This is a genomic window from Neiella litorisoli (assembly GCF_014773395.1).
GTDB lineage: Bacteria > Pseudomonadota > Gammaproteobacteria > Enterobacterales > Neiellaceae > Neiella > Neiella litorisoli.
Genome location: NZ_JACXAF010000007.1, coordinates 40,669 through 66,380 on the forward strand (window position 1 = coordinate 40,669; position 25,712 = coordinate 66,380).

Genomic DNA, 25,712 nt, shown 5'->3' on the forward strand with positions numbered 1-25,712 from the left:
AGACAGCTTAAAGGTACTTGCGTTTAAGTTGCTCGATCAGTGAGCCATCTGGGAATTGATGGTTTTTGTCGATCTGCTTAGCCGCAAGAAATTCATTCCACAAATGGACAGCGTAGGTATTGTTGAATAGTCGATCGGCAGCAAAAGTGTCATCGAATATGGCATCACAGTTGGTGGCATGAATCGGGTAGAAGTATGTGTAGGGCTTAGCCTGATCCATGATGCCAAAGTGTTTTGCTGCTTGAGTAAAACCTTTCGGGCCCCCGATACTCCCTCTTGAACCAAATTGAGCTGAGCGCGGCAGCGCTTTGCGGAAAAAGCGCTGAATCTTATGTTTGGTTTTGTCATTTGGCCAAGGCGCTGTGGGCTGGCGGCACGCCTGCGCCATAAATTGACAGACTGGGTGACCGGCTGGAAATTTCAGCATGGCGACGTTTAACTCAGCCATTTTTTGACTGCCAAAAACCACGTCTTCGGTAAAGTCGAAAGGTTTGATACACACCAAATCCATATCCACCCAAGTGCCGCCTTGCTGGGAGAGCAATTCCCAACGAAACCAGTCGGCAAAAATAGCCAGGCTGCCGCCGTTGGCTTTGAAAATACTGTGCTCGGGTAAAATGTCGTTACCATCCAACAGCGTGGTTCCGGCGGGTACACCGCTCACCTCACCATAGGTATACAGGTGGAACCGATGACCATTCGCCAGATACGAACTGATGGTAAGTTGCTCGATGGCTGATAATTGATTGCCAATCCAAAGCGAATGCACCACCTGATTGCTGTCTGCGGTTTGTACGGCCATGGTTTGTCCTATGATTTTGGTTTGTTGCTGAACAAGTGCTGTTCAGAAAGTAATGGCGAGGTTGTTTGCGCATGCTCAACCGTAGCGACAATGTCTTGGTAGACCTTGCCACGCTTTGGGTTAATCAGGCGGTAAAACGCCGCCTTTAATTGAGCCTTTCGCCACGCTTTGTCATTGACTTCAATAGCGGCCAAATCGGCAATTTGATAGTGCGCCGCGGCTTCGATAAATAGCTTATTGGCTAGTAATTTCCGCGGTTCGCTGCGGTGCGGTTGCCACGGCTTTGGCCGATTAATGTAGTGAATGTTGACGCTCGGTAGGGCGGCCATCAACTGACTGGCATTGACTGTTTCCAGCACCCAATTATTGCGCTTGTCAATCACGGTTTTGTGGCCCTGACAGACCATATTAATAATGGTTTGATCGGCATGGGTTAATTGCTCAATACCTATGGTCTCGACCCATTGCAGCACTTTACTCAGCGGCAGGTTGGTGCGCATCCAGTCGAGGTTGAGCAATAGCAGGCCGGCATTGAGGTATGGATCATCAGGTTTCGATAAGTGCTCGGGGCAGGGGCAATCATTAGCGACGATTGCAATGGGGTCGCGCACGCCAACAATGGCCTCGTGACCGGTTTGATAACGAACAAAGTCTTCCACTCCCCGTAAGCAGAGGATGTCGGAATCAAGATAGATGATGGTCGATTCATCCACCATGTCTGCTAACAAAAATCGAGCATAGGTGATCCAAGAGCCCAAATGCTCGGGTAAGTTGGCGATCGCCGCTGCTGGTGGTTTCAGCACTGCAAGTTCAAAGCTCGCACCATTACGATGGGCTGTTTGTTGCAATTTGTCGTTGAGTGAAGTGATGGATGAAGCCGCCAATCCGCAGTCAATAACATAAAGCTTGTAGTGATAGTCGCCGCTGGCCTGAGCGAAACACGAGACCATCGCCATTGACAGGCCGATGACATAGTTTTCATCGGCGCAGCAGGCAACTGCAATATGAGGCTGGGTCATGGTCGCATCTCGTTAAAACTGGTAACCGAGTATGTCTAAATCACGCTGATAATGCTGTTCAACCCGCTTAATATCGTGCTCTGAGTAGTACTGTTGGTAGCTTTCTCGGCTACTGGCTTTGCGCTTATGGGGTAATGCCACCCGAGGAATGCCAATGGCATCGCAGGCCTCATCAAAGTCCTGCTGCAGCTGTTCAAAGCGGCAGATCTTATCGACGATCACCTTGCCATGGAGATCCACCACATAATCAGACTGTAGCGGTGCGTGAAGTAGTTCTTCAAAAGGTCGCTGCGGATCGAGGCGAACGGCGAGAAATTCAGAGAAGCTGCTGATCTGGTAACGAGTGAAGATCTGCGGGTGTTCTTTTTGAATGTGATAAAACGAGCTGACCTGCAGATCAAATGGGTTACGCACCACACAAAATTTATAGAGGCCGTCAAAGTACTCGCCGGGCAGCATTTCTTTTGCGGCTACCGCTTTGCAATGGCGTGGAAACTTGGCGCCAATATGATGACCAGTAAAGCCACTGAGGCGGCTAGCGAGCCATTGCGGAATTGAGTAACGGTGGCCCCAACGATACTTTGCAAGTGCCGAGCGAACACTGGTGCCACCAGTTTTAGCAATGTGAATAAATAAGAATTGGTGTTTATGGGAGAGTAACAAAGGCTTGATCCGGTGGCATAAAAAACGCCCTGATGATAGCTCAAAATGATGAGTGACAACAGAGCGTTGATGCCTTCAGCGGCAGCTCAAAGCGGCTTAGCTAACGGCGCTATACATGGCTTCGATTTCGCTTTGATAGCGCGAATAAATCACTTTACGGCGCAATTTTAAGGTTGGCGTGATCTCACCCAGCTCCATTGAAAATGGTTTGCTCAATAAGGTGAAGCGCTTGACTTGCTCGTAGCGCGCTAGACTTTGCTGCAGTGCTTCTAAGCGCTCGTTGAACATGGCTAGGATCTGCGGATGTTTGACCAATTCCAATCGTTCTTTATAAGCCAGATTCAATGCCTTGGCGTGCTCTTCTAAGGTTTCAAAACAAGGCACAATCAGCGCTGAAACAAAATTGCGAGCATCGGCAACAATGGCTATTTGCTCAATCAGACGATCTTTGCCAAGGGTGCCCTCAACCACTTGTGGCGCCACATATTTGCCATTGGATGTCTTCATCAATTCTTTCAGTCGCTCGGTAAAGACCAAGTCGCCACGGTCATTGATATAGCCCGCATCGCCGGTTTTTAACCAACCATCATCTGTCAGTACTTCGGCGGTTGCCTCCGGCTTGTTGTAATAGCCGCGCATCACGGTGTCACCTTTGACCCAAATTTCATTATCCGGACCTTGCTTGAGCTGGATCCCAGGCATTGGTGTGCCAACGGTGCCCAAGGTGTAATCCTGATCGCTAAAGCAGCTCACGGTGGCGGTCGTTTCGGTCATGCCGTAACCCAATTTCAGGTGCATACCAGCCGCCAGGAAGAACTGGTGGACGTCACGATCGAGCCCAGCTCCACCAACAGGGAAGAACCGACAATTGCCGCCAAAGCGAGCTCTTAGCTTGGCGAACACCAGTTTGTCAGCCAGCTTGTACTGTTTTTCAAGCCACCAGTTTGCTGCCAAACCATGTTGTTGACGGCTCAGACGCGCCAATGCGACTTTGCTGGCCCAAGCGAAAATTCGCTGGCGCAGCTTCGGTGCTTGACCGACTTTGGCATGAATGGTGGCGTAGGCCTTTTCATAAAGCCGCGGAACCGCACACATCACCGACGGTTTTACCTGCTCAATGACATCCATCACGCGGCTTGGATCGCGCAAATAGACATTGGTGGCGCCTTTGAACAGGGCAAAATAGGTCCAGCCACGCTCATAGACATGGGATAGTGGCAACATGCACAAGGACACATCGCTCTGATCAAGCGTTAAGCGCTCGTCGTGAACCTTCATCGCGGCGGCAAAATTAGCGAAATCCAACATGACGCCCTTGGGCTCGCCGGTGGTGCCCGAGGTATAAATTAGGGTGACCAGATCGCTCATGCTGAATTGCTCGGAGCGTTCAATCAGTTCGGCGTGGGCTTTGCTATCTGCGGCGACGAAATAGCTCGAATACACCGCGGCGCTGCAGCCTTTGAGATCGACGTTATCATCAAAGACGATGATTTGTTTAATATCACCCGAGTGCAGCAATTCCAGCGCCAGATCATATTGAGCTTGTTCGCCAACGCAGAGGATATCAATGCTGGCGTCTTGAATAATGTAGCGGGTTTGCGCCAACGTATTGGTCGGATAGATCGGCACCACGACGCCGCGAGCCGATAAAATGGCGTAATCGGCAATGGTCCACTCCGGCATGTTGCGGGAGAAAATGGCGACTTTGTCACCGCTTTGATGACCACTGCTGATTAAAGCTTGAGCGAACACTTGTACTTGTTCGCCGAATTGTTGCCAGCTGATTGATTGCCAGCCGTTTTCGGTTTCGAAGCGAAGGGCTTCGTTGTCACCACTTTGCGAAATCCTTTCGCGCAAGAGTTCCACTAAGTGATATCGATTCATGTCACTGTCTATTGATATGAAAGCTATAGATGATGCAGCTAGATGCTGCCGCAAGCGTACTTACTTTCAATTGAGCTTACAAGTGTTCCCTGAATCTAGATTGAACGGCTCGCTGTAAAGCGTAGGCACCATCAATGCTCGATTAGAGCCTGTTGATCTTTGGTGTATGAATTTTGTTCGTTCAAAATGCTCTTTTGAGCAAGAAACGAGCTATGACGTATAGCAATCTATACAAATAGCGAGTGACGTAGCGAAATGAGCATTTTGACGAACCCTTCGGGCAGCGTTTATTGGCAATTTATTCAGCGTCAGCGATTATTCATTGACGGCCAGTCAACTTCATAACCGCTTCCTTGCCTAAATCACCAATAAATTGCTGCAAAAACACACAGCAAAGATCAACAGACTCTAATGTTCGGGCGCGGCGATAGTTTGCATCCATGTGCGACTGAAGAGCTTGCGGAAAAACAACGCCGCTTTAACGATTTCTTCGCAATACACCATGAAATAAACCCAGATGAAGGGCCATTGCATTTCAACTGCCAGCCAAGTCATCGGGATCCCCACACACCACATACCAAACGTATCAGACAGCAAGCAGTATTTGTTTTGTCCGCCAGTGCGCAAGATCCCCATGGAGAGCGTCATATTGGTGACTTTGAGCCAGCTCAGCAAAGCCATCATTAACAGGATTTGACTCGCTAAACGTAAGGTTTCCTCGCCTAAAGCGGCATAAGGAGCCAATACGTACTGGTAATTTAAAGCCAATACAATGCCGACCAACATCGCCACTGCGGGGTTGTATAGAGCAAAGCCGCGGGCCAACGTCCAAGCTTGCTGGTGATCGCGGGCGCCTAGCTTTTGCCCCACCAAAATGGCGCTTGCAGATGACATACCAAAGAACAGCGACAGTAGCGCGCCTTCAATCGGGGTCAGCATGCTGGCAATTGCCAATGCTTCGGTACTGACTCGGCCGTACAACATGACATAAACGAAGGTGCCACTGGACCAAATACCAAAGTTAACCATCATCGGCAGGCTTAACAGCAAATAACGGCGCCAGGCGCTCAGCGAGCTAATCACCGCCAGATTGTCGAGCCGTGGCAAGGTGACATGGCGTTGCCACAGCATAAAGCCCAGCAGCATGACGACATGCAGCGCACGGGCAACCGAGGTGGCAATGGCGGCGCCGGCAACCCCCATCGCTGGGATTGGTCCCCAGCCAAAGATAAAGACGGCATTCAGCACAATATTAATGGCAATGGCAGCGGTACTAATGGCCAACGGTGTTTTGACTTCACCAACGCTACGCATGGCTGCTTCAAGAATAATCAGGAACAAGCTGCAGACTAAGGCGACCAAGGTGAGCCTCAGGTAGTTGGCGCCAAGTGCGATCACTTGCTGATCGGGCGAGCCCCAAGCCACCACCGTCTCTGCTTGCAACCATAGCCAGATCACCACAGGTACCAACAGTGCAGAGCCACAAATGCTTGCCAACAGCACCGAATTGCGAATGCCACGAATGTTTTTGGCGCCCCAGTATTGCGCCACCAAAATGCTCAAAGCGGTGCCGAGGCCAGCAAAAATAACGATGATGACAAATTGAATGCGGTTACCTAAACCCACCGCTGCCACGGCTGCGTTGCCTAAATGGCCAACCATCATGACATCGACCATCCCTAATACTGTCATCAGTACTTGTTGAATCGAGATTGGCCAGGCCAAGGCAAAGCTGGTTTTGAGGGCGTTTGGTAACTGCATCATTTGTCCTCCACATCAAACAGCGTATGTGAAATAGCGAATAAATAAGGCGACAGTTATTCGTGGTGACAAAATAACCAGCCAGATAATAGGGCCGAAGTATAGGGCGCAGGGTGAACTTGAGTAGGTTCAGAGTTATCATTAGTATGTTTAAAACTATCATCGAGGTGAATGATGGAATGGCGGGATATTTTCCATTTACATCCAGACTGCGAAGAGCGCTTTGTCGCCACGCTGGATGTGCCTGAGCTGAAAGCAGCCGGCGTGACCTTAGCTGGGCAATCGCTGCTCAAAACCAGCTATCGCATTGGCCGCGCGGCGCCGGACTATCACACCATTTTATTTACCCTCGAAGGTGGTGGCGTATTGCACACTCGCGCGGGTCGTTACCAAATTGACAGTGACAGCGTCATGGTGTTGCCCGCCAGAGCGCCTCATTTGTTTGTTCTGGAGCATCATGATCAATGGCAGTGCTGCTGGTTTTTACTGGCTGATGATGAACGTTGGCAATTTCTGCATCAGCAACAAGGTCGAGTGGAAGCGATTTCCGGCCAAGGCGAGCAGTTTAATCAAACCTTGTCGCTGCTTGCTGCCGAGTTAAAACGGCCTGCCGATCGACAACAGTTGGATTTGCTCGCCAAAGTCCTACTGAACTACTTGGATCGGATTCTTGAGCGCGACAGTGAATTGCCACGTCAGCAGATCCGGCTGCAACGTTTGTTTGATGAAGTGGGTCGCCAGCTTCATTATCCTTGGACCGTAGCTGAGCTAGCGCAGCGGATATTTTTATCGGAGCCGCAATTTTATCGGCTGGTGAGGCAGCATCTTGACGCCAGTCCGATGCAATATATCACCGGGATGCGGATCCAACGGGGCCAAGATTTGTTGCTGCACTCGCAGTTATCCGTCAAGCAAATTGCCCAGTCATTGGGGTATGAAGATGGCCTTAGCTTTTCTCACTGCTTTAAGAAGCATGTTGGATTGTCACCGCAGCATTGGCGCAACGAGCGGCGCCACGCTTGAGCTAGTTCACTTTAAGCCAACTCGTTTTAAGGCAGCTCTGCGACCACGGCTTTGTTGTGTTTTGCTAGAAACGCTTTGAAGCTGGCCAAGTCGCGGTTGATGATTTGCTCTGGCGCAAAGCCGATTTTGTCGATGGCCTCGAGACTTTTGCTAAATTCACCGAGTTGGTAGCTAATATGGCTGTCACTACCAATACTCACCAAACCGCCGACATCTTTCACCGCTTGTAGAATGCTCAAGCAATTGGGTTCGCTACCATGACGGGATTCGAGAAATGAGCTGTTGTTAATCTCAATCGCAACATGGTGCTGCTTGGCGGCTTGCACGACTGCTTGATAATCGAATGGAAAGTTTGGGTTGCCGGGGTGGCCAATGACCTGACATTTGCCTGATTGGATGGCACCAACAAGCGCCTGAGTGTGATCATCTTTGTGAGTTGGCTTGATCACGGGCTCGTGGAAACTGGCAATGACTAAATCGAGTTTATCGTTGATGGCGTCAGGCACATCAAGCTTGCCACTGGCATCAAGAATATTGGCTTCCATACCGCGAAAAACAATGATGCCCTCCATTTCGCGAGGGAAAATCTTCATATTGACAAAGTGATAGATATGCGGGCTATCGGGCATTGCTACACCATGATCGGTAATCGTAAAGGCTTGTAAGCCGCGCTCTTTGGCCACCTGCAAATAATCATGAACGGTACTGTAAGCGTGAGTGCTGGCGATGGTGTGAGCGTGGGTATCGACCAATATTTTCATGACTACCTCAGCGTGGCTGTTTGGGCTGCTTTCTGATAAAACTGTGATGTGGCGAAAACCGTTTTTTTGGCGATTTTCTATACTAGAGCTTGTCTATGGCAAAGGTATTAAACCATGAATAGACTGTTCATTGCGCTCATTGCACTGGTTAGTTTAGCTGCTTGCAGCTCGACCGACACGCCTCCGCCTGAAGTTCAACTCAGCCAGTTGAATTTGCCGCCACCAACTCACCAACTCGGTCAGGATATTCCGACGCGCAAGCAGATATTTGCCTTGCCGGACGAAGCCAAAGCCGTGCTTGATGACAAGTTCAATCGGCATCGTCAAGATGAACAACGGCTGATGTCGTCGTTTCGCCGCTGGATGACTCAGCCTGATGGTTTTGATGTGGTGTATGACAACAAGACCACATTTACCGCGTCGCAAACCTTTCACGAGCAGGCCGGTAATTGTTTGTCGCTATCGATACTCACTCATGCCTTTGCTGAGCACCTTCAACTCAAGGCCTACTTTCTTGAGCCGGATGTACCATTTTTCTGGGAAATGCATGATAGCTTTGAAACCCTCGGCGACCACATCAATGTGTATATCCGCAGCCGCCAAAATCTCAACAAAATCTGGGGCTCGAGTGGCTTTATTGTCGATTTCACTGAGAATGACCTGTACCGCTATGCGAAACGCTACGAGCTGAGTAAAGACGATATTGTCGGCTCCTTCTACCACAACCGAGCGGCAGAAGCGCTGGCCGCTGACGATCTGGATTTGGCTTACAGTTTCTCTTACCACGCCCTGCAAAATGCGCCGCAAAAATCAAAAAGTTATTCGCTGATTGGTATCGTGCTGAGGCGTATGGGAGAAGTAGAGTTGGCGGAGCAGGCCTACAACATTGGTATGCAACTCGATGCCATGGATCCGGTACTGCTCAACAATTTGGCATTTTTCTACCGCACCGAAAATCGAGATTATGAAGCATTGCTGATGTCACTTCGACTTGACCAAATCAAGCTTGAAAGTCCGTTTGTGTTAGCGCGTGAAGCGGAAAGCTACTACCTAGAAGGCTCTTACAACGATGCCTTGCGCCACTACAATAAAGCGATACGCCGAGCCGACTACATTCACAACTTCTATTTTGGCAAGGCGCGAGTGTTATTGGCATTGGGCGAATATGAAGATGCCTTAGTGGCGTTGGAAAAGGCCCAGGAATTGAGTACGACGCGAGAGCAAAATGCCCGATATGGCGGCAAAATTGCCGCCTTGAACAATCTGATGTAGCCCGTCATTCGACGGGCCGAGGGCGCAGATAGCTGGCGAAACGAGGTTTGCCGCTATTGGTGAAGCCGCTGTAACGATAGGTAATCGTGGTGCCTACCGAGGGCGGTTGTTGCCGTTCCTCATCGCTAAAGCCGGTGCCAATTTTAAACACTTGACCATTGGCTGCCCGCACCACTAGCGCGCCCAATTGGCCCGCATATTTGCCCTGACCGGGGCGATGACCAATCACTTGTGCTTCGGCATCCTGCCAAGGCTTTAGTTTTAATAACTGCATACTTCGCTTGGGCTCATATAAGCCGTTGCGATGGCGAAACATCAGCCCTTCTCCACCTCGTTGCAGTACCGAAGTCAGCGCTTGGCGGACCTCCTGATCGGAACTCAGCGTGTGTTGCTCAACACGCCTTAGCTGAGTTTGCTTGAGCTCAGCGAGAAGATTACCCAATTGTTGGTATCGCATATCAAACGGCGCTCGGATGGTTGGCAAGTCAAACACCATAAACTGGACTCGGTGCCAAATATCGAGTGGTGGTTTGGCGCTATTGATCACCGATGATAATTGGCTGAATTGACCATAACCGAGCCATAGCTCGCCATCGAGCGGGATCTGTGGAAAACCTTGGGTAAACCAACTCGGGGCGTTAATTAGGTTGCCCGAGCGGGTCAGTAAGTGTTGGCCGTCCCAAAAAACTCGAATGCCATCGAACTTTTCGCTAACCAGATAATTACCAAGTTGAATCTGCTCTTGATATTCGCTGGCAAGCATCAACGGTGGTTGCGGATGTTGCCCTGCTAGCAGGGCAGGGGCCGGCAGTAAGGCGCAGCCGATCAGTGTCAGGGTGTGGCTTTTTAGCATGAGTTAATCCTCCTTGATTGTGACTCACAAATTCATCCTAGCCTAAAAAATGACCAGTATTGCAATTGTTGGATGATTTCTGTCACTTTTAGAGATTCTGATCGTCACCATCACCGCCGGTTCGCTGTGGTAGTGACATAGCAAGATAACAAGGAGCAGCCCATGATCGTTTATGGCGACACAGCATCGGGTAATTGTTACAAAATCAAACTATTACTTTCATTTCTCAATATTGAACACGAATGGCGTCATGTCGATATTCTGGCCGGCGAATGCCAGCGGCCAGCATTCAAGCAGCTTAATCCCAATGGCAAGATCCCGCTGTTGCAGCTGGCCAGCGGCGAAACCCTATCGGAATCAAACGCCATCCTTAATTATTTGGCCGAAGGCACCGAGTGGTTGCCGCAACAACCTTGGCTGCGCGCCAAAGTACTGCAGTGGCAATTTTTTGAGCAGTACAGTCACGAACCATTTATTGCTGTTGCTCGTTACATTGCGGTGTATTTGGGATTACCGGCCGAGCGCAAAGCGGAATACGACAGCAAGCAACTCGGTGGCCACAAAGCACTGGCCGTGATGGAGCAGCAGCTATCCCAAACCAATTATCTGGTTGGCTCGGGAGCAACGATTGCTGATATCAGCCTGTATGGTTACACCCATGTCGCTGATGAAGGCGGTTTTGATTTATCTGGTTATCCGGCGATCACCGATTGGTTGCAGCGGATCACTGAAATAGCCGGATATATTCCAATGAAAGACAATGAGTTGTAGGATTCAGGTAGAGCGTTTCATTGCAATTGTTGTTTGCTGGGTGAGGCATGGACTTTTTTGTCATTAAAAAGCTGGTTGCGACCTTAGTCTCGCCGATGCCATTTGCATTTTTGCTGATGACATTGGCGTTGCTGGCCGCTTGGTTTTCCGCTGCCTCCCGCTGGGTTTGCTGGCCACTCAGTGTGGCCTGGCTAATGCTCGGTAGTCTGAGTGTTTATCCAGTCGCGTCATCTTGGCTGCTCAAGTATGAAGGGCTTTATCCGGCTTATAGCGCTCAGCTTGACCGGCCCGTCGATCAAATTATTGTGCTGGGTTGCTATGGCATTGAGGATCCTCAGTTGCCGGTCAGCTCCCAGTTGCACCCCTGCTCGTCAATGCGCTTGATTGAAGCGATGCGGATCTGGCGTTTCCACCCCAATGCCAAACTGATTTTGTCAGGGGGAAAAACTCGCTTTGGTCAGCTTAGTAATGCCGAGCTGGGTGCCAATTTGTTGATTGCTCTTGGTGTGCCCAGAGACGCAATCATCATTAGCCCTGTCGCCCGCGATACCGAAACCGAAGCCATTGCGGTTAAAAAGCTACTCGGCCCCAATCCGCCTGTGTTGGTGACATCGGCCACTCACATGAAGCGAGCGGTGCGCTTGTTTGCTCGTCATGATATTGCCGTCATTGCGGCGCCTTCTGAGCACTTAGTGCGAGCGCCATCGGGCCAAGAAAGTAGCTGGCGAGAATGGATCCCGAAAGCCACCAATCTCTATAACTCCGAGCGAGCTTGGTATGCCACTCTGGGTAACACCTTGGTTACCTTGCAAAATTTATTTGCTAGCGAGGATAAACCACAGCCGCCGCCACCTTTAGACTTATCGCCAAAGGCACCTGAAGAGCCTACCCCAAACGATAGCGGCGAGCCGTCTCAAGAACCAACCACTGACGCACCTGAAGCAATATAGCCTGCCAGCCTGAGTCACGCTGATTTCGGCTTGGCTGCCGCTTTCCTACCGATTAGAGAAACTAATCCTTCTGCTGTTTTGTTGATGGTATAAATTTGATTGTTAACCACGATCAAAGGCCATCGATCGATATTTTGACCTGGATCAAAACAAATCTAAAACTTCGAACTGAGCCATGAATTTGAACATATAACAAACAAAAAACCGTAGATTGTTAACAAAAAACCGGTTTCTTTGTTGCAGAAATGTCAATGTCGCATATGTTCTGCGAGCAAGTTCAGGGATCGAATCTGGGGGGAATCGTCTGACCTGGGCTTGTTTATCTAACTTATAAATCTAATGCACTAAGGGCAGCGATAATGATAAACAACAGATTTAAACTAAATTCTGTTTACATGGCGATACTGATGGCCACCGGCTCAGTCGCCACCGCTCACGCGGCTGAAGGACAAGCAGAGCAAGACCAGAATGGAGAGGTTGAAGTAATCCAAGTATCTGGCATTAGAGGTTCATTAACCAAGTCGGCTGACGTCAAACGTTCATCGTATGGTGTGGTTGACGCAATTACCGCCGAAGACATCGGCAAATTCCCCGACACCAACCTTGCTGAATCTTTACAGCGTATTTCAGGCGTCTCAATTGATCGTGACAACAACGAAGGTAATCAGGTCACTGTTCGTGGTTTTGGTCCGAATTTTAACCTAGTGACCTTGAATGGACGGCAAATGCCGAACTCGTCGGTACTGCAGTCGGCAGGCATTTCGCGGAGCTTTAATTTCCGTGAAATCGCATCAGAGACGGTTTCAGGGGTTGAAGTACACAAAACCGGCAAGGCCTATGTCAGCTCCGGTGGTATTGGTGCCACCATTGATATTCAAACTGCCAAGCCGTTTGACTACGACGGCTTTAAGGCATTCGTTAGCGCCAAAGCCATTCATGATACCAGTGTTGAAGAGGGCGATGACTTAACTCCAGAAGTGTCTGGCATGATTGCCAATACCTTCCTTGATGGCAAACTCGGCGTACTGGTTTCTGCATCCTACTCAGAGCGCGACAGCCACCGTGACCGCGCCGGCACCGATGGTTGGGTTCGCAACCGTGGTAACCGCGACAAAATCGACACCAGTGCCATTGATACCAGCAAAAATCCCGAGCAGGCCTTTTGGACTGCGTGGACCGCAACATCTGAGCATTATGACACCGAGCGCGAGCGTACCAATGCTCAATTGGTGTTGCAGTATTCACCGATTGATTCGTTGACAGCGACAGCCGATTACACCATCTCTCGTTTTGAAGAAAAGAGCTACACCAACCGCTCGGCATTCTGGTTTGATGATCCAACCGGCGCCACCGATGAGAACGGCACGCTGCTGATGCCCCGCAACCCAAATGATGAATTGAACTTTTGGGCTTGGGAATACTACGAGGAAAAAGAAAACGATTCGCTGGGCTTGAACTTGCAGTGGGATTACAGTGACAAGTTGAGCTTTGAATTTGATTACCATGACTCAGAGTCTCACTCAAACCCAGATGGCGATACCGCTGAAACCCTAGCCAACCTGAAAAACCCGCCGGGCTCAGTGGATCTCATCGGCGCTGATTTCGTCGGTGATATTCCAGCCATCATTGTCGATGATTCATCGCTGCCAGGTGGCGCATACGACAAGGCCAATATCGTTTCTGATTTGTATCAGCAGCGTGGCTATGAAGTGGAAAACACCATCAAGCAGGCTCACCTAGCCGGTACTTGGTTTAACGATGGCTCAGGTGATCTCAACAAAATTACCTTTGGTATTCAGAAAACTAAATACGAGGTGGATACTTATCTGAGTGAAGTGTTTGCCTTCGTCAATGTGCCGCTTGATGACTTAGATCTGAAGTTTGTCGATGCCGGCGACACCATGGATGAGTTCTCGGGCTACAAAGATCTATTCCCTTACATCCCAAAATACAATGTTCATGACTTTATCGACATTGTTGAAGCGGAAGGCGTTTATCAGGCGCCGAATATCACCACCAATGGCATGGAAGAAGACACCATTGCAGCTTACTTGTCGGTAGATATTGAAACTGAATTCAACCAGTTACCGGTGCGGATTAATGCCGGTGTCCGTTACGAAGATACTGACGTTGATGCCTATTCCGTTCAGCCCGGCATCGTCGCGATGAACTTCAACCACCCAGAGGAATTGCGAGAGGTCTATGCCGATAGTGCCACGCCGCAAAAGCTATCGGGTGATTACACGCGGATCTTGCCGAACGTTGACTTCCAGTTGGATGTCACCGATGACATCGTTACCCGCTTCTCGTACAGCCGGACCATTTCTCGCGCCGATATTAGCGCGATGTTCCCCGGTACCACCACAGATGCACGTCCTGATGGTCCGTATTTGGCCTCGCAAGGTAACCCAAGCTTGTTGCCAATCACCTCGGATAACTTCGACTTCTCGTTGGAGTGGTACGGCGATGATGGTAGTTATGCGTCGGTCGGTTACTTCAAAAAATTTGTTGAGAACTTTATTGGCGCCGGTGTTGAAAACCGCACCATCGCTGATGTCAATGGGAACGCGCTGACTAATCCGAGTGTCAATCCGCGTCCAGGTTGTCCTGACTCATCGGCCACGCCAAATCCGAACTGTCTGAGCCAGCCTGATGATCCAGTGATCATTTGGGAAGTCTCGACGCCATCAAACCTGCAAAACAATGAGATTGATGGCTGGGAATTCAACGTGCAGTACATGTTTGGCGACACCGGCTTTGGTACCGTGGCGAACTACACCATTGTTGATAGCGATGAGAGCTTCAATCGCTTTGACTTTGACACCACAGTCGCGCTTACCGGCTTGAGTGACTCTGCCAACTTAGTGGGTTTCTATGAAAACGATAGCCTGGAAGTGCGGTTCGCTTACAACTGGCGCGATGACTTCTTACAAGCGCTAGGCAATGAGCCAACCTACACCGAGTCTTATGGTCAGTTGGATGCCAGCATTAGCTACGACATCAACGACACCTTCTCGGTATTTGCCGACGGTATCAACTTGCTCAATGAGACCGTGCGTCGTCACGCTCGATTCGAAGAGCAATTGTTGACTGCCGAGCAGTATGGCCCGCGTTACACGTTTGGTGTTCGCGCCAAGTGGTAACACTAAACGCCCGGCCGCTTATGGCTGGGCATTAGTGAATTAACACCAGAGTCTGCCAGGGAATAGACAGGTGGGCTCTGAGTTATTGTTTGAAGGAGTAGCTGAATGAATCAGGCAGTAACATCGATTGTCATTGTTGGCGGCGGCAGTGCCGGTTGGATCACAGCGGGCACTTTAGCGGCGCAAATTACCAAACAACATGGCAGTGCCATTCAAGTCACCCTGATCGAATCCCCGGACGTTGCCACCATAGGTGTGGGCGAGGGCACTTGGCCGACCATGCGCCGCACCCTCAAAAACATGGGGATCCGCGAGACCGATTTTATTCGCCGGTGTCAGGTGTCGTTTAAGCAGGGGGCAAAATTTGCCCGCTGGACCACCGGTACCACCGATGATTATTACTACCATCCGCTGGTTTTGCCGCAAGACTTTGACAACAGTAACTTAGTCTTGAACTGGCTCGAACAGCATCAACACAAGTCATTTTCTGATTCCGTTTGTTATCAGCAAGCCTTGTGTGAGCAGGGCCTTGCGCCCAAATTAATTACGACTGCTGAATACGATGCGCTGGCCAACTATGCCTATCACCTTGATGCCGGCGCATTTGCTGATTTTGTCCGTGAGCACTGTGTTGAGCAATTGGGTGTTCGCCATATTCTTGATCATGTCACCGGCATTGACGCCGCCACTAATGGTGACATCGCCGCCTTGCAGACCGCCAATCATGGCAAGCTTGCTGGCGACTTATTTATTGATTGCACCGGCTTTAAATCGTTGTTGTTAGGTCAGCATTATCAAGTGCCGTTTGTGTCCTGCCGCGATGTATTGTTTGCCGACCGCGCGTTGGCGACCCATGTGCCATACCCAAATGAGCAAAGTCCGATTGCCTCCCACACCATCTCAACAGCGCAAAGTGCAGGTTGGATATGGGATATTGGCCTGCCATCGCGTCGCGGCGTTGGCCATGTTTTTTCCTCTGCTCATATTAGCGAGCAGCAAGCCCATCAAGAGTTGATTGATTACATCAAACCGAGCTATTCAGATGCTGAGTCGTTATCGGTAAGAACCATTGAGATTAACCCTGGTCATCGAGCTAAATTCTGGGTCAATAATTGCGTTGCGGTTGGCATGGCTGCTGGATTTTTGGAGCCGCTCGAAGCATCAGCGCTGATGCTGATTGAAATCGCCGCTAGCACCATTGCCGAGCAGTTACCGGCGACTCGCAGCAGCATGGATGTTGTGGCCAAGCGCTACAACGAAAGTTTTGATTACCGTTGGCAACGGATCATCGATTTTCTCAAGCTGCATTACCTGTTATCGCAGCGCACCGACAGCCAATTCTGGATTGACAACCGAGCAAGCGCCAGCATCCCCGATCACTTGCAGGAAATGCTCACCCTTTGGCAACACCAGCCGCCATGGCACAGTGATTTTGACCGCCTGCAAGAAGTGTTTCCTGCCGCCAGTTATCAATATGTGATGTATGGCATGGGCTTCCAAACTCAATCGCCACATCCACTGACAGCAGCTAGCCATGCCAATGCGAACAAATGGTTCGCTAAAAACTCAATGCAAGTTAAACAGCTACTGGCGTCGATGCCGAGCAATCGAGAGCTTCTGAATAAGATTTATCAGCATGGCTTACAACCGGTGTAACCGTACTAGATTGCAGGTATTAAGCACCGCCAGTATGAACAAAGTAAGGAATAATGTAGTGAGCAATTTTACCCCGCTCGATCCAGCTAGCCATCAAAACATCCGCGTCATCACCGACCGTGGTGCCGACTACGGCGAAAACATTCATTTGGTGCCAGTTGTCGCCGATGAGCTGCGCCAGCTGGTGTTGGAGTATCCAGTGTGCCTGTTAAAAGACCCCAATACCGGCCAGTTTGGCATGCATGCGCTACTGGGATTTGAACCGGGCAACAATTTGTTTTTGCAAGCAGAACGTTGGCAGGCCAATTACATTCCGCTGCATATTCGTCGGCAGCCATTTATGGTGGCGGTCAACGGTCCTACTGGCACTGCGGCAACGCCAGAAAACACGGTGGTGACGATCGATATGAACCACCCAAGGGTGACTCAAACCGGCGGCGAGAGTTTATTTTCTGAACACGGGGAGCCATCCGAGTACACCCGCCAAATCAGTAGCTTACTGGCGGGCCTCATTCCGGCAGTGATCCGCACCGAGCGATTTGTCGAAGCGCTTGTTCAACATCAATTGATTGAAGCGATTCAGTTCACTGTCAATCTAGCCGATGGCAGTAAGCAGAGTTTTGGCGGGCTTTACACCATCAATGAAGAAGCCTTGGCTCAGCTCTCTGAGCAACAGGTGATGGACTTTCATCAGCAGGGCTATTTCCAAGCCTGTCATCTATTGCTGGCATCGATTGGCAACATTCAAAAGCTAGTGATATTGCAAAGTCAACGGTGATAGTTGATCCAGTTATCATGATGTAAATTATTTTGTAGATTGTTGACAATATGTATTGTTAAGCTAACTTGTTATTGGATTTATGATTGGAGCCTAAACGCTTGATCACATCATTTATTGCTATCGAGTCTGGCAATCAAATTAACTGTCGCAAGGATGCGGCGGTAGACCCCTCAAGGACGATGTAAAGGTCTTAAGACCAGACAAATTGATTGTTCCGCCGCAATAAGACAGCGCTACCTTAACGAGTGTTGTTCGTGTTCGGCTGGGAGTAATTTGATTCGATTTTGGTGCACTGCCGATTTGAGCAATCGCCAGTGCCGGTAATAAATAAGGATCCTACCCATGGATTATCCAACCCTATTGGGCGTGTCGCTGCGCCCGTTAGCGCTCAGTTGCGCCCTGTGTTTTGCAGCAACCTCGCTGGTTGCCTGTAATGAAACCTCAACCCAACAGGCACCTGCTCGTGTGGCAGAGCAGCCAGTAAAAGCCGCGTCGTCTACTCACACTGACGCCTTCGCCAATGAACAAAAACTACTACAACTGGTTGATTTTGATAAACACATGAATTGGTTGTCGGCCGAAGGTGTGACGGCCAAAGCGGTCAAACAACACAACGCCACTATGCTGCAGCTCGATTTTGCCAGTGACCACAACATCCCCGAGTTGTTGATTGAGCCGCCCAAAGCATGGTCGTTAAATCAGTACGGCAATTACAACCTTGCCTTTGATGTAGTCAATAACAGCACGATTTCAACTCACCTTTATCTCAACCTGATCAACCCCGAAGGCAAAGCCATCAGCAAATCCATTGCCTTAGCGGCTGGCTTTGATGGCACGGTTTATATCCCGCTGACTGGCGTGGAAGCCGAGACAGAAGCAGGTTTTTGGGGCGATGTGCCGGCATGGCATAGCGAAGATAAGCAAATGGTGTGGCGCTCGTGGCGCTCGGACAATGTCGACTTATCGACGCTGGCCGCTTTGAAGTTTTTTACCATTGGCAACCTCCAAGATCGTCAGGTGGTGATTGGTGATATTCGCTTGCGGGCTAATCCTCCGACGCGAAAAGACTGGATGATTGGACTGATCGATCGTTTTGGTCAAAATGCCAAAACGCCGACAGAATTAACGGTTGAGAGTGAGCAGCAGCTCAAACAGTTAGCCGATCAAGAACTCGCCGATCTAGCCAAATCAGAAGGCATGCCGCATCGCTCAAAATTCGGTGGTTACACCAATGGTCCCAAGCTTGAAGCCACTGGTTATTTCCGCACCGAGAAGGTCAATGGCAAGTGGTGGATGGTCGATCCAGAAGGCTACCCATTCTTCTCTCACGGCCCCGCCAACGTCCGTATGGCGAACCTATCGACCCTGACCGGTATCGACTTTAAAGATGACAGTATTCGCATTCGTCATGCTGATGAGGTGACGCCCGAGGATTCCATGGGCATTGTTCAGATCCCTGAGCAGGCTCGTGCAAGTCGTTATGTCGCCTCGACCATTCGTCACAACTTATTTGAATGGCTGCCTGATTACACTGATCCACTGGCCGATCATTACTCTTATCGCCGTTCCACCCATAAAGGCGCGATGCCCCATGGTGAAACCTTCAGCTTTTACCGAGCGAACTTAGAGCGGCGTTATGGTGATGATTATCTGCCAATGTGGCATCAGGTCACTATGGATCGGATGAAAGACTGGGGCTTTACCTCATTTGGTAACTGGGTTGATCCGGCTTTCTATCATGCCGAGCAGGTGCCGTACTTTGCCAATGGCTGGATTATCGGTGACTTCAAGACGCTCTCCGGTTATGAGAACCACTGGGGCTTGATGCCTGATCCATTTGATCCTGTGTTTAAGGAGCGAGCGGTCGCCACTATTGAGGTGATTGCTCGCGATGTCAAAAACTCGCCTTGGTGCGCCGGTATCTTTATCGACAATGAGAAAAGTTGGGGGGAGCGTGAAGGCTCGGTACCGCAGCGCTATGGCGTGATCCTTGACGGTTTAAGTAAATCTGCTGAGCAAAGCCCTGCCAAAGCGGCATTTGCTCAACGCCTGCAGCAACAATACGGCTCTATTGATGCCTTGAACAAAGCCTGGCAGAGCAATTTCGATAGTTGGCAGACGCTCAATGAAGGTGTCGCATTGGATAGCTATTCCGATGCCATGGTCAATGACTTGTCGATGTTGTTGGAAATGCTTGGAGAGCAGTATTTCAATGTGGTTCACAACACCCTAGCAGAGCTGATGCCGCACCATTTGTACATGGGGGCAAGGATGGCCAACTGGGGGATGCCCGATGAAATCATCAAAGCATCACTGAAATACTCGGACGTGTTGAGCTTCAACATTTATGAGGAGGGGATGCAAGATCATTACTGGCAGTTCCTCGAACAAGTTGATTTGCCGGTGGTGATTGGCGAGTTCCATATTGGCACCACGGATGACAGCGGCATGCTCAATCCGGGGATTGTTCACGCTTCTGATCAGGCCGATCGGGCTCGAATGTACAAAGATTACATGAAGAGCGTATTGGAGAAGCCGTATATGGTTGGGGCCCACTGGTTCCAGTACGTTGATGAGCCGGTTTCTGGTCGCGCGTTTGATGGTGAAAATGCCAATATTGGCTTTGTCACTGTTGCCGACATTCCTTACCCAGCATTGGTGCAAGCGGTGAAAGAAGTGACTTCGACTATGTATCAGGAGCGGTTAGCGGAATAACCTCTCACCTTCTGTATCACTGCCGCTATTTGGCGGCAGTGTTGTTTGCTTGAGGTCTTAGACGCAGCCAGCTGAGGACAACGATAATCGCGCAAAAAGCAACCACGGTAGACCAGTAGAAGCCAGCCACTTCTGCCACTGAATAGGCTTTGAGTTGGCTCAGGTTGACCATGTCATGGTTCGCGGATAGTTCGACTAAGTTTTTCGATAGATCATGTAACACCGCTTGACCATCGGCCAATGCCGAGAAGTTTCCAGCGGTAAAAACAAGATAGCCAATTAAGATAAACAGCGGCTCTTTAAAAGATTTTGTCGCTTTTTCACTGCCAATAACGAAGCCGGCAATACCCATGCTAACAACGCCAAAGTAGTTCCATATCTTATCGACTTGTTCGTATTGCAGGTTGTAAATATCAAATAGCGCTTTTATTTCTTCCATGTCATTGAGCCCTAATCGTCAAATTGCTATTGGTTGATGATCATCAAACAGCTTCGGGTTTTGCGTTAACAGCTCACCAACAATTTCAGCCATACCTGCGGCATCGCACAGATAGCTATTGGCATCACCAATTCGCCCTTGTTTTGCCATGCCTTGCTGCAAAAAGAGTGGCATCATTTTGTCGTAATGTTTGGAGACATCGCCCCGAGAGCTGTGGTGCCGATGAATTGGACAGTCGATTAATCGGCCGTTTGGCTGGCGAATTTGGTACAACGTTGCTGAGTCGGCCAAGCGATCAGGAATATGGTGCCACTCTTCAACGCTGTGCAAAAAGGTATTGGTCTTGGGGCTGGCACCTAAGAATAAAATTTTAGCGTTCACCGCTGCCAATCGTCCCCAGCAGCCAAGCTTAGGGCAGGGCGAACGGCTTAGTTCTTCTCCGTAGATATAGCGTTCAGCGTCTTGACCTAAAGCGCCAATTGAATGGGTTGGGTGGTAAGAGCGAACCACTCTCGGCCGCTGCCGGAATAACTCAGTCAGAATACCAACACACGAGGGCTCGCTGAGTGGATCAAAAATATTGTCTTGGCAGTTCCACTCTTGCCAAGTGTGCGTCGGCAACAACAGCAAGCCTTGTTTGGCTATGGTATCGCTCAGCGAATCCAATACGGTATCAGCGCCACCTTCAACCTCACCAATAGCTTTCATCGAACTATGAACCATGACCGTATCGGTGGCTTTGATGCCAAGGTTGATGAGGTCTTGGCAAAGCGACTGGTATCCGTGCATGTGGTTAATCCCTATGAGGCTTGTCATTGAGCGCACCGTCCAGCGCCTGTTGGCGAGCTTGCGGTGAGCGGCTAAAACCAGCCAGTAGATTATACAAACTTGGGATCACCACTAATGTGATGACGGTCGACAACAACATGCCGCCGACGATGACCACGCCGATGGCAAAACGGTTTTCTGCCCCTGCGCCAGAGGCCAGCAACATCGGCAGTGCGCCAAGCAGTGTGGTACATGCCGTCATCAGAATAGGGCGTAGTCGATAACCCGCGGCGGTCAGGGTCGCATCGGCAATTGATTTACCTTGATCGCGCAGCTGGTTGGCAAACTCAACGATCAAAATGCCGTTCTTCGTCACCATGCCAATCAACATCAGCAGGCCTAACTGGCTGTAAATGTTAAAGGTTTCACCAGCCATTAATAAGCCAACTAAACCGCCGAGCAACCCCAATGGCACCGTGATCATAACAATGCTCGGGCTGATAAAGCTCTCAAACTGAGCCGCTAGTACCAGATAACACACCAATAGCGCCAAACCGAATAACAGAGTGACATCGCGCTGACTATCAAAGTACTCTTTTGACTCACCGGCATAGTCAAAGGTGTAGCCTGATGGCAAGAGTTGCTGCGCTTCGACGGCAAAGAAGTCCAGCGCTTCACCGAGGGTGGCATCAGCGGTTAAGTTGGCTTTGATGTTGATGGATTTCTTGCGCTGATAGTGGAACAGTCCCCGCGCTGATGCTTGCTCTTTGGCCATCACCACCGTGTTGAGCGAGATTAATTCGCCGGATTCACTGGGCACATAGACTTTGGCTAGGTCCGTTTCGGACATGAACTGGCTTTCATCGGCCTTCAAGTAAACATCATATTCATCACCGCGCTCTTCAAAGCGGGTTTGATTGCGGCCGCCAAGCAGCACTTCCAAGGTTGAAGCAATGGCTTGAACTGAAACCCCAAGCTGGCGTGCTGCTGGTAAATCAACCGTCAGGATCAGTTCTGGTGTGGTTGGGTTGTAGTCCAGATCCACTCCTTCCATGAAGCCGCTGGCGCTGGCTTTGTCGGCTAGCTCACGGGCGTAATGCCAAAGTTGCTGATAATCTTCACCTTGCACGACAAATTGCACCGGCTCGCCCATACTGCCGCCGAATCCGGGCACGTATGGAATGACTTTGACATCAGGGACATCAATCGTCGCGGCGCGGATCATTTCCACCACGTCATAGGCACTCTCTTCGCGATCGGCCCAATCTTCCAGCTGGATAATGAAAAAGCCCTGATGATCAGCCCATGAGCCAAATGCAGGCGAAGAGTAATTGAGCGAGCGAATTGGGCCGTCATCGCGCAGCGGGATCAATCGTTTTTCAATGGCCGACATACTTTTGAGCATGCGCTCATAACTGGTTGCTTCAACTCCGCCGACATAGACATTGACCGTGCCGCGATCTTCTTTCGGTGCAAACGCTTTTTTCTGCGCCTGAAAGCTTAATACCAGCGCCACTAAGGCAATCATCACCAAAGACAACGCCAACCAGCTGTGTTTGAGTAACTTGCCAAGCAAACCAATGTAAGCCAGTCGGAGCTTTTCTAAACCGCTGTTGATAGCGACTTGAAAGCCACTTTGGCAGCTGCCGTCATCTTTAAACAAGGCGCCGCCCATCACAGGTGCTAAGGTCAAAGCGACCAATGATGACACCACAATCGCGGCCGACAGCAACACTGCAAATTCGGTAAATAAACGGCCCATCTGACCGTCCATAAACAGCAGTGGCAGAAACACCATAACCAACACCACAGTGGTGGCAATTACGGCAAAATTCAGTTCTCTAGCACCTTTAAAGGCTGCCACCAGCGGCGACTCCCCGTTGGCTCGATGGCGCGCGATGTTCTCGGTCACCACCACGGCATCATCAACCACTAAGCCAATGGCTAACACCATTGCCATTAAGGTCACGAGGTTGATCGAAAAACCAGCGAGATAAGCGACTGTCAGTGACGCAATAAGCGAAATGGGTACCGTGATGGCGGGGATCAAAGTAGAGCCGACTCGGCCTAAAAACACATACAGCACCAGCAATACAAAGATAGCCACGTAGGCTAGGGTGAAATACACCTCGTTGATGGCGGCGCGAATGAATTTGGTGCTGTCGTAGTCGATGTATAACTCGGCACCGTCCGGTAAAAACTGCTGCAGGTGAGGCAACTGGCGACGGACTTCGTCGGCCACTTCCAATGGATTGGCCTGCGACATGGGCACAATGCCGATGCCATAGCTGTCGACGCCGTTGGCACGAAATGTGGTGGTGTCTTTTTTCGCGCCAACATAAATATTGGCGACATCGCGCAGATAAACCGGACCATCAACGCCACTGGTCAGCTGAATGCTCTCAAAATCTTGCTGTGACTGATACTGGCGATCAACCCTGACAACGCGATTGAGGGTTTCATTGCGAATGTAGCCGGCTGGTAATTGGATGTTTTCTTGTGCCAGCACCTCAATGATGTCTTGGGTGGTGAGGCCGCGAGCGGCCAGCTGGGTTGGGTCGATCTCAATGTACATGACCCGCTCAACCACACCAGAGGTATTGACCGCGCTGACGCCAGGCAACAGGCTCAAGCGCTCAACTAATACTCGCTCAGCAAAGTCGCTCATATCGACACGATCGAGCTGCGAGCCAACCAAGTTCAGCCACATGATTGGCGCGTTGTCGCCATCGTCTTTGCGGATCACCGGCTCATCGACATCATCAGGCAGCTCGTTGCGAGCTCGGTTGACCGCATCGCGCACGTCACTGAGCGCTTCGAGCATGTCATGGCCTTGCTTAAAGGTGATGGTGACGCCAGACCAGCCATCCCAAGAAGATGACCAGATATAATCAATGCCATCAATGCCGCTCAGCTGATCTTCAATGGGATTGGTAATTTGGCTTTCGACAATATTGGACGCGGCGCCGCGGTAGGCGGTGCCAACGGAGATCACCGGATTGTCGATGTCGGGCATTTCTCTGACCGGCAATAACGACAAGGACACTAAGCCAAATACCACCAACAAGGCACTGACCACAATGGCCAGCACCGGGCGGTACATCGCGAGATCGGAAAGCCTCATGAATTGGTCTGCTTAATTACCCGAACGCGAGTGCCGTCATTGAGTTTGACCAAGCCCTCGGTGACGATCGCATCACCAGGCTTTAAGCCATCAATGACCTCAACTTCATCGGCATTGCGAGCACCGAGTTCAATCTCTACTTTTTCGACATGATCGCCGCTGAGTCGATAGGCAAAGCGCTGATGGCCTTCGTAGGCAACGGCTTGCAATGGCATGCTCAATACGGCTTCTTCGGCGAGCGGTAGATTACCGGTTAAAAACGAGCCAGGCAGCATGTAACCGTTGGCATTATCGATCACTAATTGCAGACGCAAGTTCAGCGTGGTTTCACGCACTCGGGTATCCATGTAGGCGAGTTTGGCCTCAACCTGATGGCCGTGAATCTTGTTGGTGCTAAGCATGAAGCGGCTGCCCATGCGAATACGGTGCTGATATTTCGCCGGCACCGACGCGTTCAGTTTCAATACGCTGGTGTCGTCCAGAGTAGTCAGTACCGAATCACTATTAACCAACTGACCAAGACTGAGATCGACCAAACCAACGGTGCCAGCAAATGGCGCCCGAATCGCGCGATCTGCCAATGCGGCTTGCGCGAGTGCGAGTTCGGCTTGTTGAATGGCAACCTGAGCATCGGCGCGATCCACTTCAGTTTCTGACACCGCTTGCTGGGTAAACAGCTGGCGGATTTGTTGCTGGTGGCGCAAGTCATCTTGCAGCTTTGCCTGCTCACGGCTGACATCGGCTTGCTGGTGGCGATCATCCAGTTGAATCAGCAGTTGGCCTTGCTCGACGCGCTGACCTGATTCGATTTTAATGGCTGTAATGCGGCCATCGACCTCAGGAGTGATGTCAACGGCGTGATGGGAAAATACAGTGCCTTGCAGCGGAATGCTCTCGGCGATGGAGGCTTTATCAAGGGTTTGCACTCGCACGCTAACCGCCGGCGTTGATTGTTGACTGGATGCCTCGGCACGATCGCTGGACAGCGCAAACCAACTGCCTGTCGCTATTAAAGTCACGCCACACAAGAGTGCTGTCATCCGCATTGGTTACCGCCTTTCTGTTATTTTCGGGGCCATTGCCCGAGCCTCGTACGGGCGCGAATTTTAGCAATAATTGTGGTTGCAAATCGTCCAATTGCAGGTTGTTTTTCGGATCTATTTTGTTGTGCAAGGTAATTGAAATGTTAGTGACATGTTAAATCGCCACTGACCAAGCCGCATTGTTTCCAACGGCTTGACGGGCGCCAAATTTCAGCCAAAAAAAGACCCAGCAAAGGCTAGAGCCTGTTGCTCTTTGGTGTATGAATTTTGTTCGTTCAAAATGC

The 25,712-nt window shown here is 50.3% G+C and carries 19 protein-coding genes; 8 read left to right on the forward strand and 11 right to left on the reverse strand.

Annotation, left to right across the window (positions count from 1 at the left end; genetic code table 11):
• Positions 1-7: 7 nt before the first annotated feature.
• The 5 genes from IC617_RS06580 to IC617_RS06600 form a co-directional block, all read right to left on the reverse strand.
• A complete protein-coding gene (locus tag IC617_RS06580; RefSeq protein ID WP_191144195.1) occupies positions 8-802 on the reverse strand; it encodes a hypothetical protein in 795 nt (264 codons plus the stop codon).
• Between the two features lie 8 nt (positions 803-810).
• Positions 811-1,821 carry a glycosyltransferase family 8 protein gene (locus IC617_RS06585; protein ID WP_191144196.1) on the reverse strand — a complete coding sequence of 337 codons (1,011 nt, stop codon included), beginning with the start codon at positions 1,819-1,821 and terminating at the stop codon, positions 811-813.
• Positions 1,822-1,833: 12 nt separating this feature from the next.
• Positions 1,834-2,484 (reverse strand): sulfotransferase family 2 domain-containing protein, encoded by a 651-nt coding sequence (locus IC617_RS06590; RefSeq protein ID WP_191144197.1) that lies wholly within the window; start codon positions 2,482-2,484, stop codon positions 1,834-1,836.
• A gap of 96 nt (positions 2,485-2,580) precedes the next feature.
• Positions 2,581-4,368, reverse strand: coding sequence for an AMP-dependent synthetase/ligase (locus IC617_RS06595; RefSeq protein WP_191144198.1), 1,788 nt, complete (start codon positions 4,366-4,368; stop codon positions 2,581-2,583).
• Positions 4,369-4,776: 408 nt separating this feature from the next.
• Positions 4,777-6,132: an MATE family efflux transporter gene (locus tag IC617_RS06600; RefSeq protein WP_191144199.1), complete on the reverse strand. Its 1,356-nt coding sequence runs from the start codon at positions 6,130-6,132 to the stop codon at positions 4,777-4,779.
• A 168-nt stretch (positions 6,133-6,300) separates the two neighbouring features.
• Between IC617_RS06600 and IC617_RS06605 the strand changes: the two genes are divergently transcribed.
• A complete protein-coding gene (locus IC617_RS06605) occupies positions 6,301-7,152 on the forward strand; it encodes an AraC family transcriptional regulator (RefSeq protein WP_191144200.1) in 852 nt (283 codons plus the stop codon).
• A gap of 26 nt (positions 7,153-7,178) precedes the next feature.
• Here the strand turns inward: IC617_RS06605 and IC617_RS06610 are convergent, their stop codons facing one another.
• Positions 7,179-7,913 (reverse strand): phosphatase, encoded by a 735-nt coding sequence (locus IC617_RS06610; protein WP_191144201.1) that lies wholly within the window; start codon positions 7,911-7,913, stop codon positions 7,179-7,181.
• A 114-nt stretch (positions 7,914-8,027) separates the two neighbouring features.
• Here IC617_RS06610 and IC617_RS06615 point away from each other — a divergent pair, with 114 nt between their 5' ends.
• Positions 8,028-9,185 carry a hypothetical protein gene (locus IC617_RS06615; RefSeq protein WP_191144202.1) on the forward strand — a complete coding sequence of 386 codons (1,158 nt, stop codon included), beginning with the start codon at positions 8,028-8,030 and terminating at the stop codon, positions 9,183-9,185.
• Between the two features lie 4 nt (positions 9,186-9,189).
• Here the strand turns inward: IC617_RS06615 and IC617_RS06620 are convergent, their stop codons facing one another.
• On the reverse strand, positions 9,190-10,038 hold the full coding sequence (locus IC617_RS06620) for a DNA ligase (RefSeq protein WP_191144203.1): 849 nt from the start codon (positions 10,036-10,038) through the stop codon (positions 9,190-9,192).
• Between the two features lie 162 nt (positions 10,039-10,200).
• Here IC617_RS06620 and IC617_RS06625 point away from each other — a divergent pair, with 162 nt between their 5' ends.
• The 6 genes from IC617_RS06625 to IC617_RS06650 all read left to right on the forward strand — a co-directional run bounded on the left by IC617_RS06625 (position 10,201) and on the right by IC617_RS06650 (position 20,054).
• Entirely contained in the window at positions 10,201-10,809 is a 609-nt protein-coding gene (locus IC617_RS06625) for a glutathione S-transferase family protein (RefSeq protein ID WP_191144204.1), read from the forward strand.
• A 47-nt stretch (positions 10,810-10,856) separates the two neighbouring features.
• Positions 10,857-11,759: an ElyC/SanA/YdcF family protein gene (locus IC617_RS06630; RefSeq protein ID WP_191144205.1), complete on the forward strand. Its 903-nt coding sequence runs from the start codon at positions 10,857-10,859 to the stop codon at positions 11,757-11,759.
• 359 nt (positions 11,760-12,118) lie between these two features.
• Positions 12,119-14,902 (forward strand): TonB-dependent receptor, encoded by a 2,784-nt coding sequence (locus tag IC617_RS06635; protein ID WP_191144206.1) that lies wholly within the window; start codon positions 12,119-12,121, stop codon positions 14,900-14,902.
• Positions 14,903-15,007: 105 nt separating this feature from the next.
• Positions 15,008-16,558 (forward strand): tryptophan halogenase family protein, encoded by a 1,551-nt coding sequence (locus IC617_RS06640; protein WP_191144207.1) that lies wholly within the window; start codon positions 15,008-15,010, stop codon positions 16,556-16,558.
• A 58-nt stretch (positions 16,559-16,616) separates the two neighbouring features.
• A complete protein-coding gene (locus IC617_RS06645; protein WP_369410376.1) occupies positions 16,617-17,336 on the forward strand; it encodes a SapC family protein in 720 nt (239 codons plus the stop codon).
• A 345-nt stretch (positions 17,337-17,681) separates the two neighbouring features.
• Positions 17,682-20,054 (forward strand): agarase, encoded by a 2,373-nt coding sequence (locus IC617_RS06650; RefSeq protein ID WP_191144209.1) that lies wholly within the window; start codon positions 17,682-17,684, stop codon positions 20,052-20,054.
• A 25-nt stretch (positions 20,055-20,079) separates the two neighbouring features.
• Here the strand turns inward: IC617_RS06650 and IC617_RS06655 are convergent, their stop codons facing one another.
• From IC617_RS06655 to IC617_RS06670, 4 genes are read right to left on the reverse strand one after another with little or no spacing between them, the layout of a single operon-like run.
• Positions 20,080-20,493 (reverse strand): hypothetical protein, encoded by a 414-nt coding sequence (locus IC617_RS06655; RefSeq protein WP_191144210.1) that lies wholly within the window; start codon positions 20,491-20,493, stop codon positions 20,080-20,082.
• A gap of 18 nt (positions 20,494-20,511) precedes the next feature.
• Positions 20,512-21,309, reverse strand: coding sequence for an AAC(3) family N-acetyltransferase (locus IC617_RS06660; RefSeq protein ID WP_191144211.1), 798 nt, complete (start codon positions 21,307-21,309; stop codon positions 20,512-20,514).
• Entirely contained in the window at positions 21,287-24,385 is a 3,099-nt protein-coding gene (locus IC617_RS06665) for an efflux RND transporter permease subunit (protein ID WP_191144212.1), read from the reverse strand. Before IC617_RS06665 ends, IC617_RS06660 begins: the two co-directional genes overlap by 23 nt.
• Entirely contained in the window at positions 24,382-25,431 is a 1,050-nt protein-coding gene (locus IC617_RS06670; RefSeq protein WP_191144213.1) for an efflux RND transporter periplasmic adaptor subunit, read from the reverse strand. Before IC617_RS06670 ends, IC617_RS06665 begins: the two co-directional genes overlap by 4 nt.
• Between the last annotated feature and the right edge of the window lie 281 nt (positions 25,432-25,712).

Bases quoted from the DNA above. Each gene is read 5' to 3' on its own strand.
- IC617_RS06580 (WP_191144195.1), bottom strand. From the start codon at position 802: ATGGCCGTACAAACCGCAGACAGCAATCAGGTGGTGCATTCGCTTTGG.
- IC617_RS06585 (WP_191144196.1), bottom strand. From the start codon at position 1,821: ATGACCCAGCCTCATATTGCAGTTGCCTGCTGCGCCGATGAAAACTAT.
- IC617_RS06595 (WP_191144198.1), bottom strand. From the start codon at position 4,368: ATGAATCGATATCACTTAGTGGAACTCTTGCGCGAAAGGATTTCGCAA.
- IC617_RS06600 (WP_191144199.1), bottom strand. From the start codon at position 6,132: ATGATGCAGTTACCAAACGCCCTCAAAACCAGCTTTGCCTTGGCCTGG.
- IC617_RS06605 (WP_191144200.1), top strand. From the start codon at position 6,301: ATGATGGAATGGCGGGATATTTTCCATTTACATCCAGACTGCGAAGAG.
- IC617_RS06610 (WP_191144201.1), bottom strand. From the start codon at position 7,913: ATGAAAATATTGGTCGATACCCACGCTCACACCATCGCCAGCACTCAC.
- IC617_RS06615 (WP_191144202.1), top strand. From the start codon at position 8,028: ATGAATAGACTGTTCATTGCGCTCATTGCACTGGTTAGTTTAGCTGCT.
- IC617_RS06620 (WP_191144203.1), bottom strand. From the start codon at position 10,038: ATGCTAAAAAGCCACACCCTGACACTGATCGGCTGCGCCTTACTGCCG.
- IC617_RS06625 (WP_191144204.1), top strand. From the start codon at position 10,201: ATGATCGTTTATGGCGACACAGCATCGGGTAATTGTTACAAAATCAAA.
- IC617_RS06630 (WP_191144205.1), top strand. From the start codon at position 10,857: ATGGACTTTTTTGTCATTAAAAAGCTGGTTGCGACCTTAGTCTCGCCG.
- IC617_RS06635 (WP_191144206.1), top strand. From the start codon at position 12,119: ATGATAAACAACAGATTTAAACTAAATTCTGTTTACATGGCGATACTG.
- IC617_RS06640 (WP_191144207.1), top strand. From the start codon at position 15,008: ATGAATCAGGCAGTAACATCGATTGTCATTGTTGGCGGCGGCAGTGCC.
- IC617_RS06650 (WP_191144209.1), top strand. From the start codon at position 17,682: ATGGATTATCCAACCCTATTGGGCGTGTCGCTGCGCCCGTTAGCGCTC.
- IC617_RS06655 (WP_191144210.1), bottom strand. From the start codon at position 20,493: ATGGAAGAAATAAAAGCGCTATTTGATATTTACAACCTGCAATACGAA.
- IC617_RS06660 (WP_191144211.1), bottom strand. From the start codon at position 21,309: ATGACAAGCCTCATAGGGATTAACCACATGCACGGATACCAGTCGCTT.
- IC617_RS06665 (WP_191144212.1), bottom strand. From the start codon at position 24,385: ATGAGGCTTTCCGATCTCGCGATGTACCGCCCGGTGCTGGCCATTGTG.
- IC617_RS06670 (WP_191144213.1), bottom strand. From the start codon at position 25,431: ATGCGGATGACAGCACTCTTGTGTGGCGTGACTTTAATAGCGACAGGC.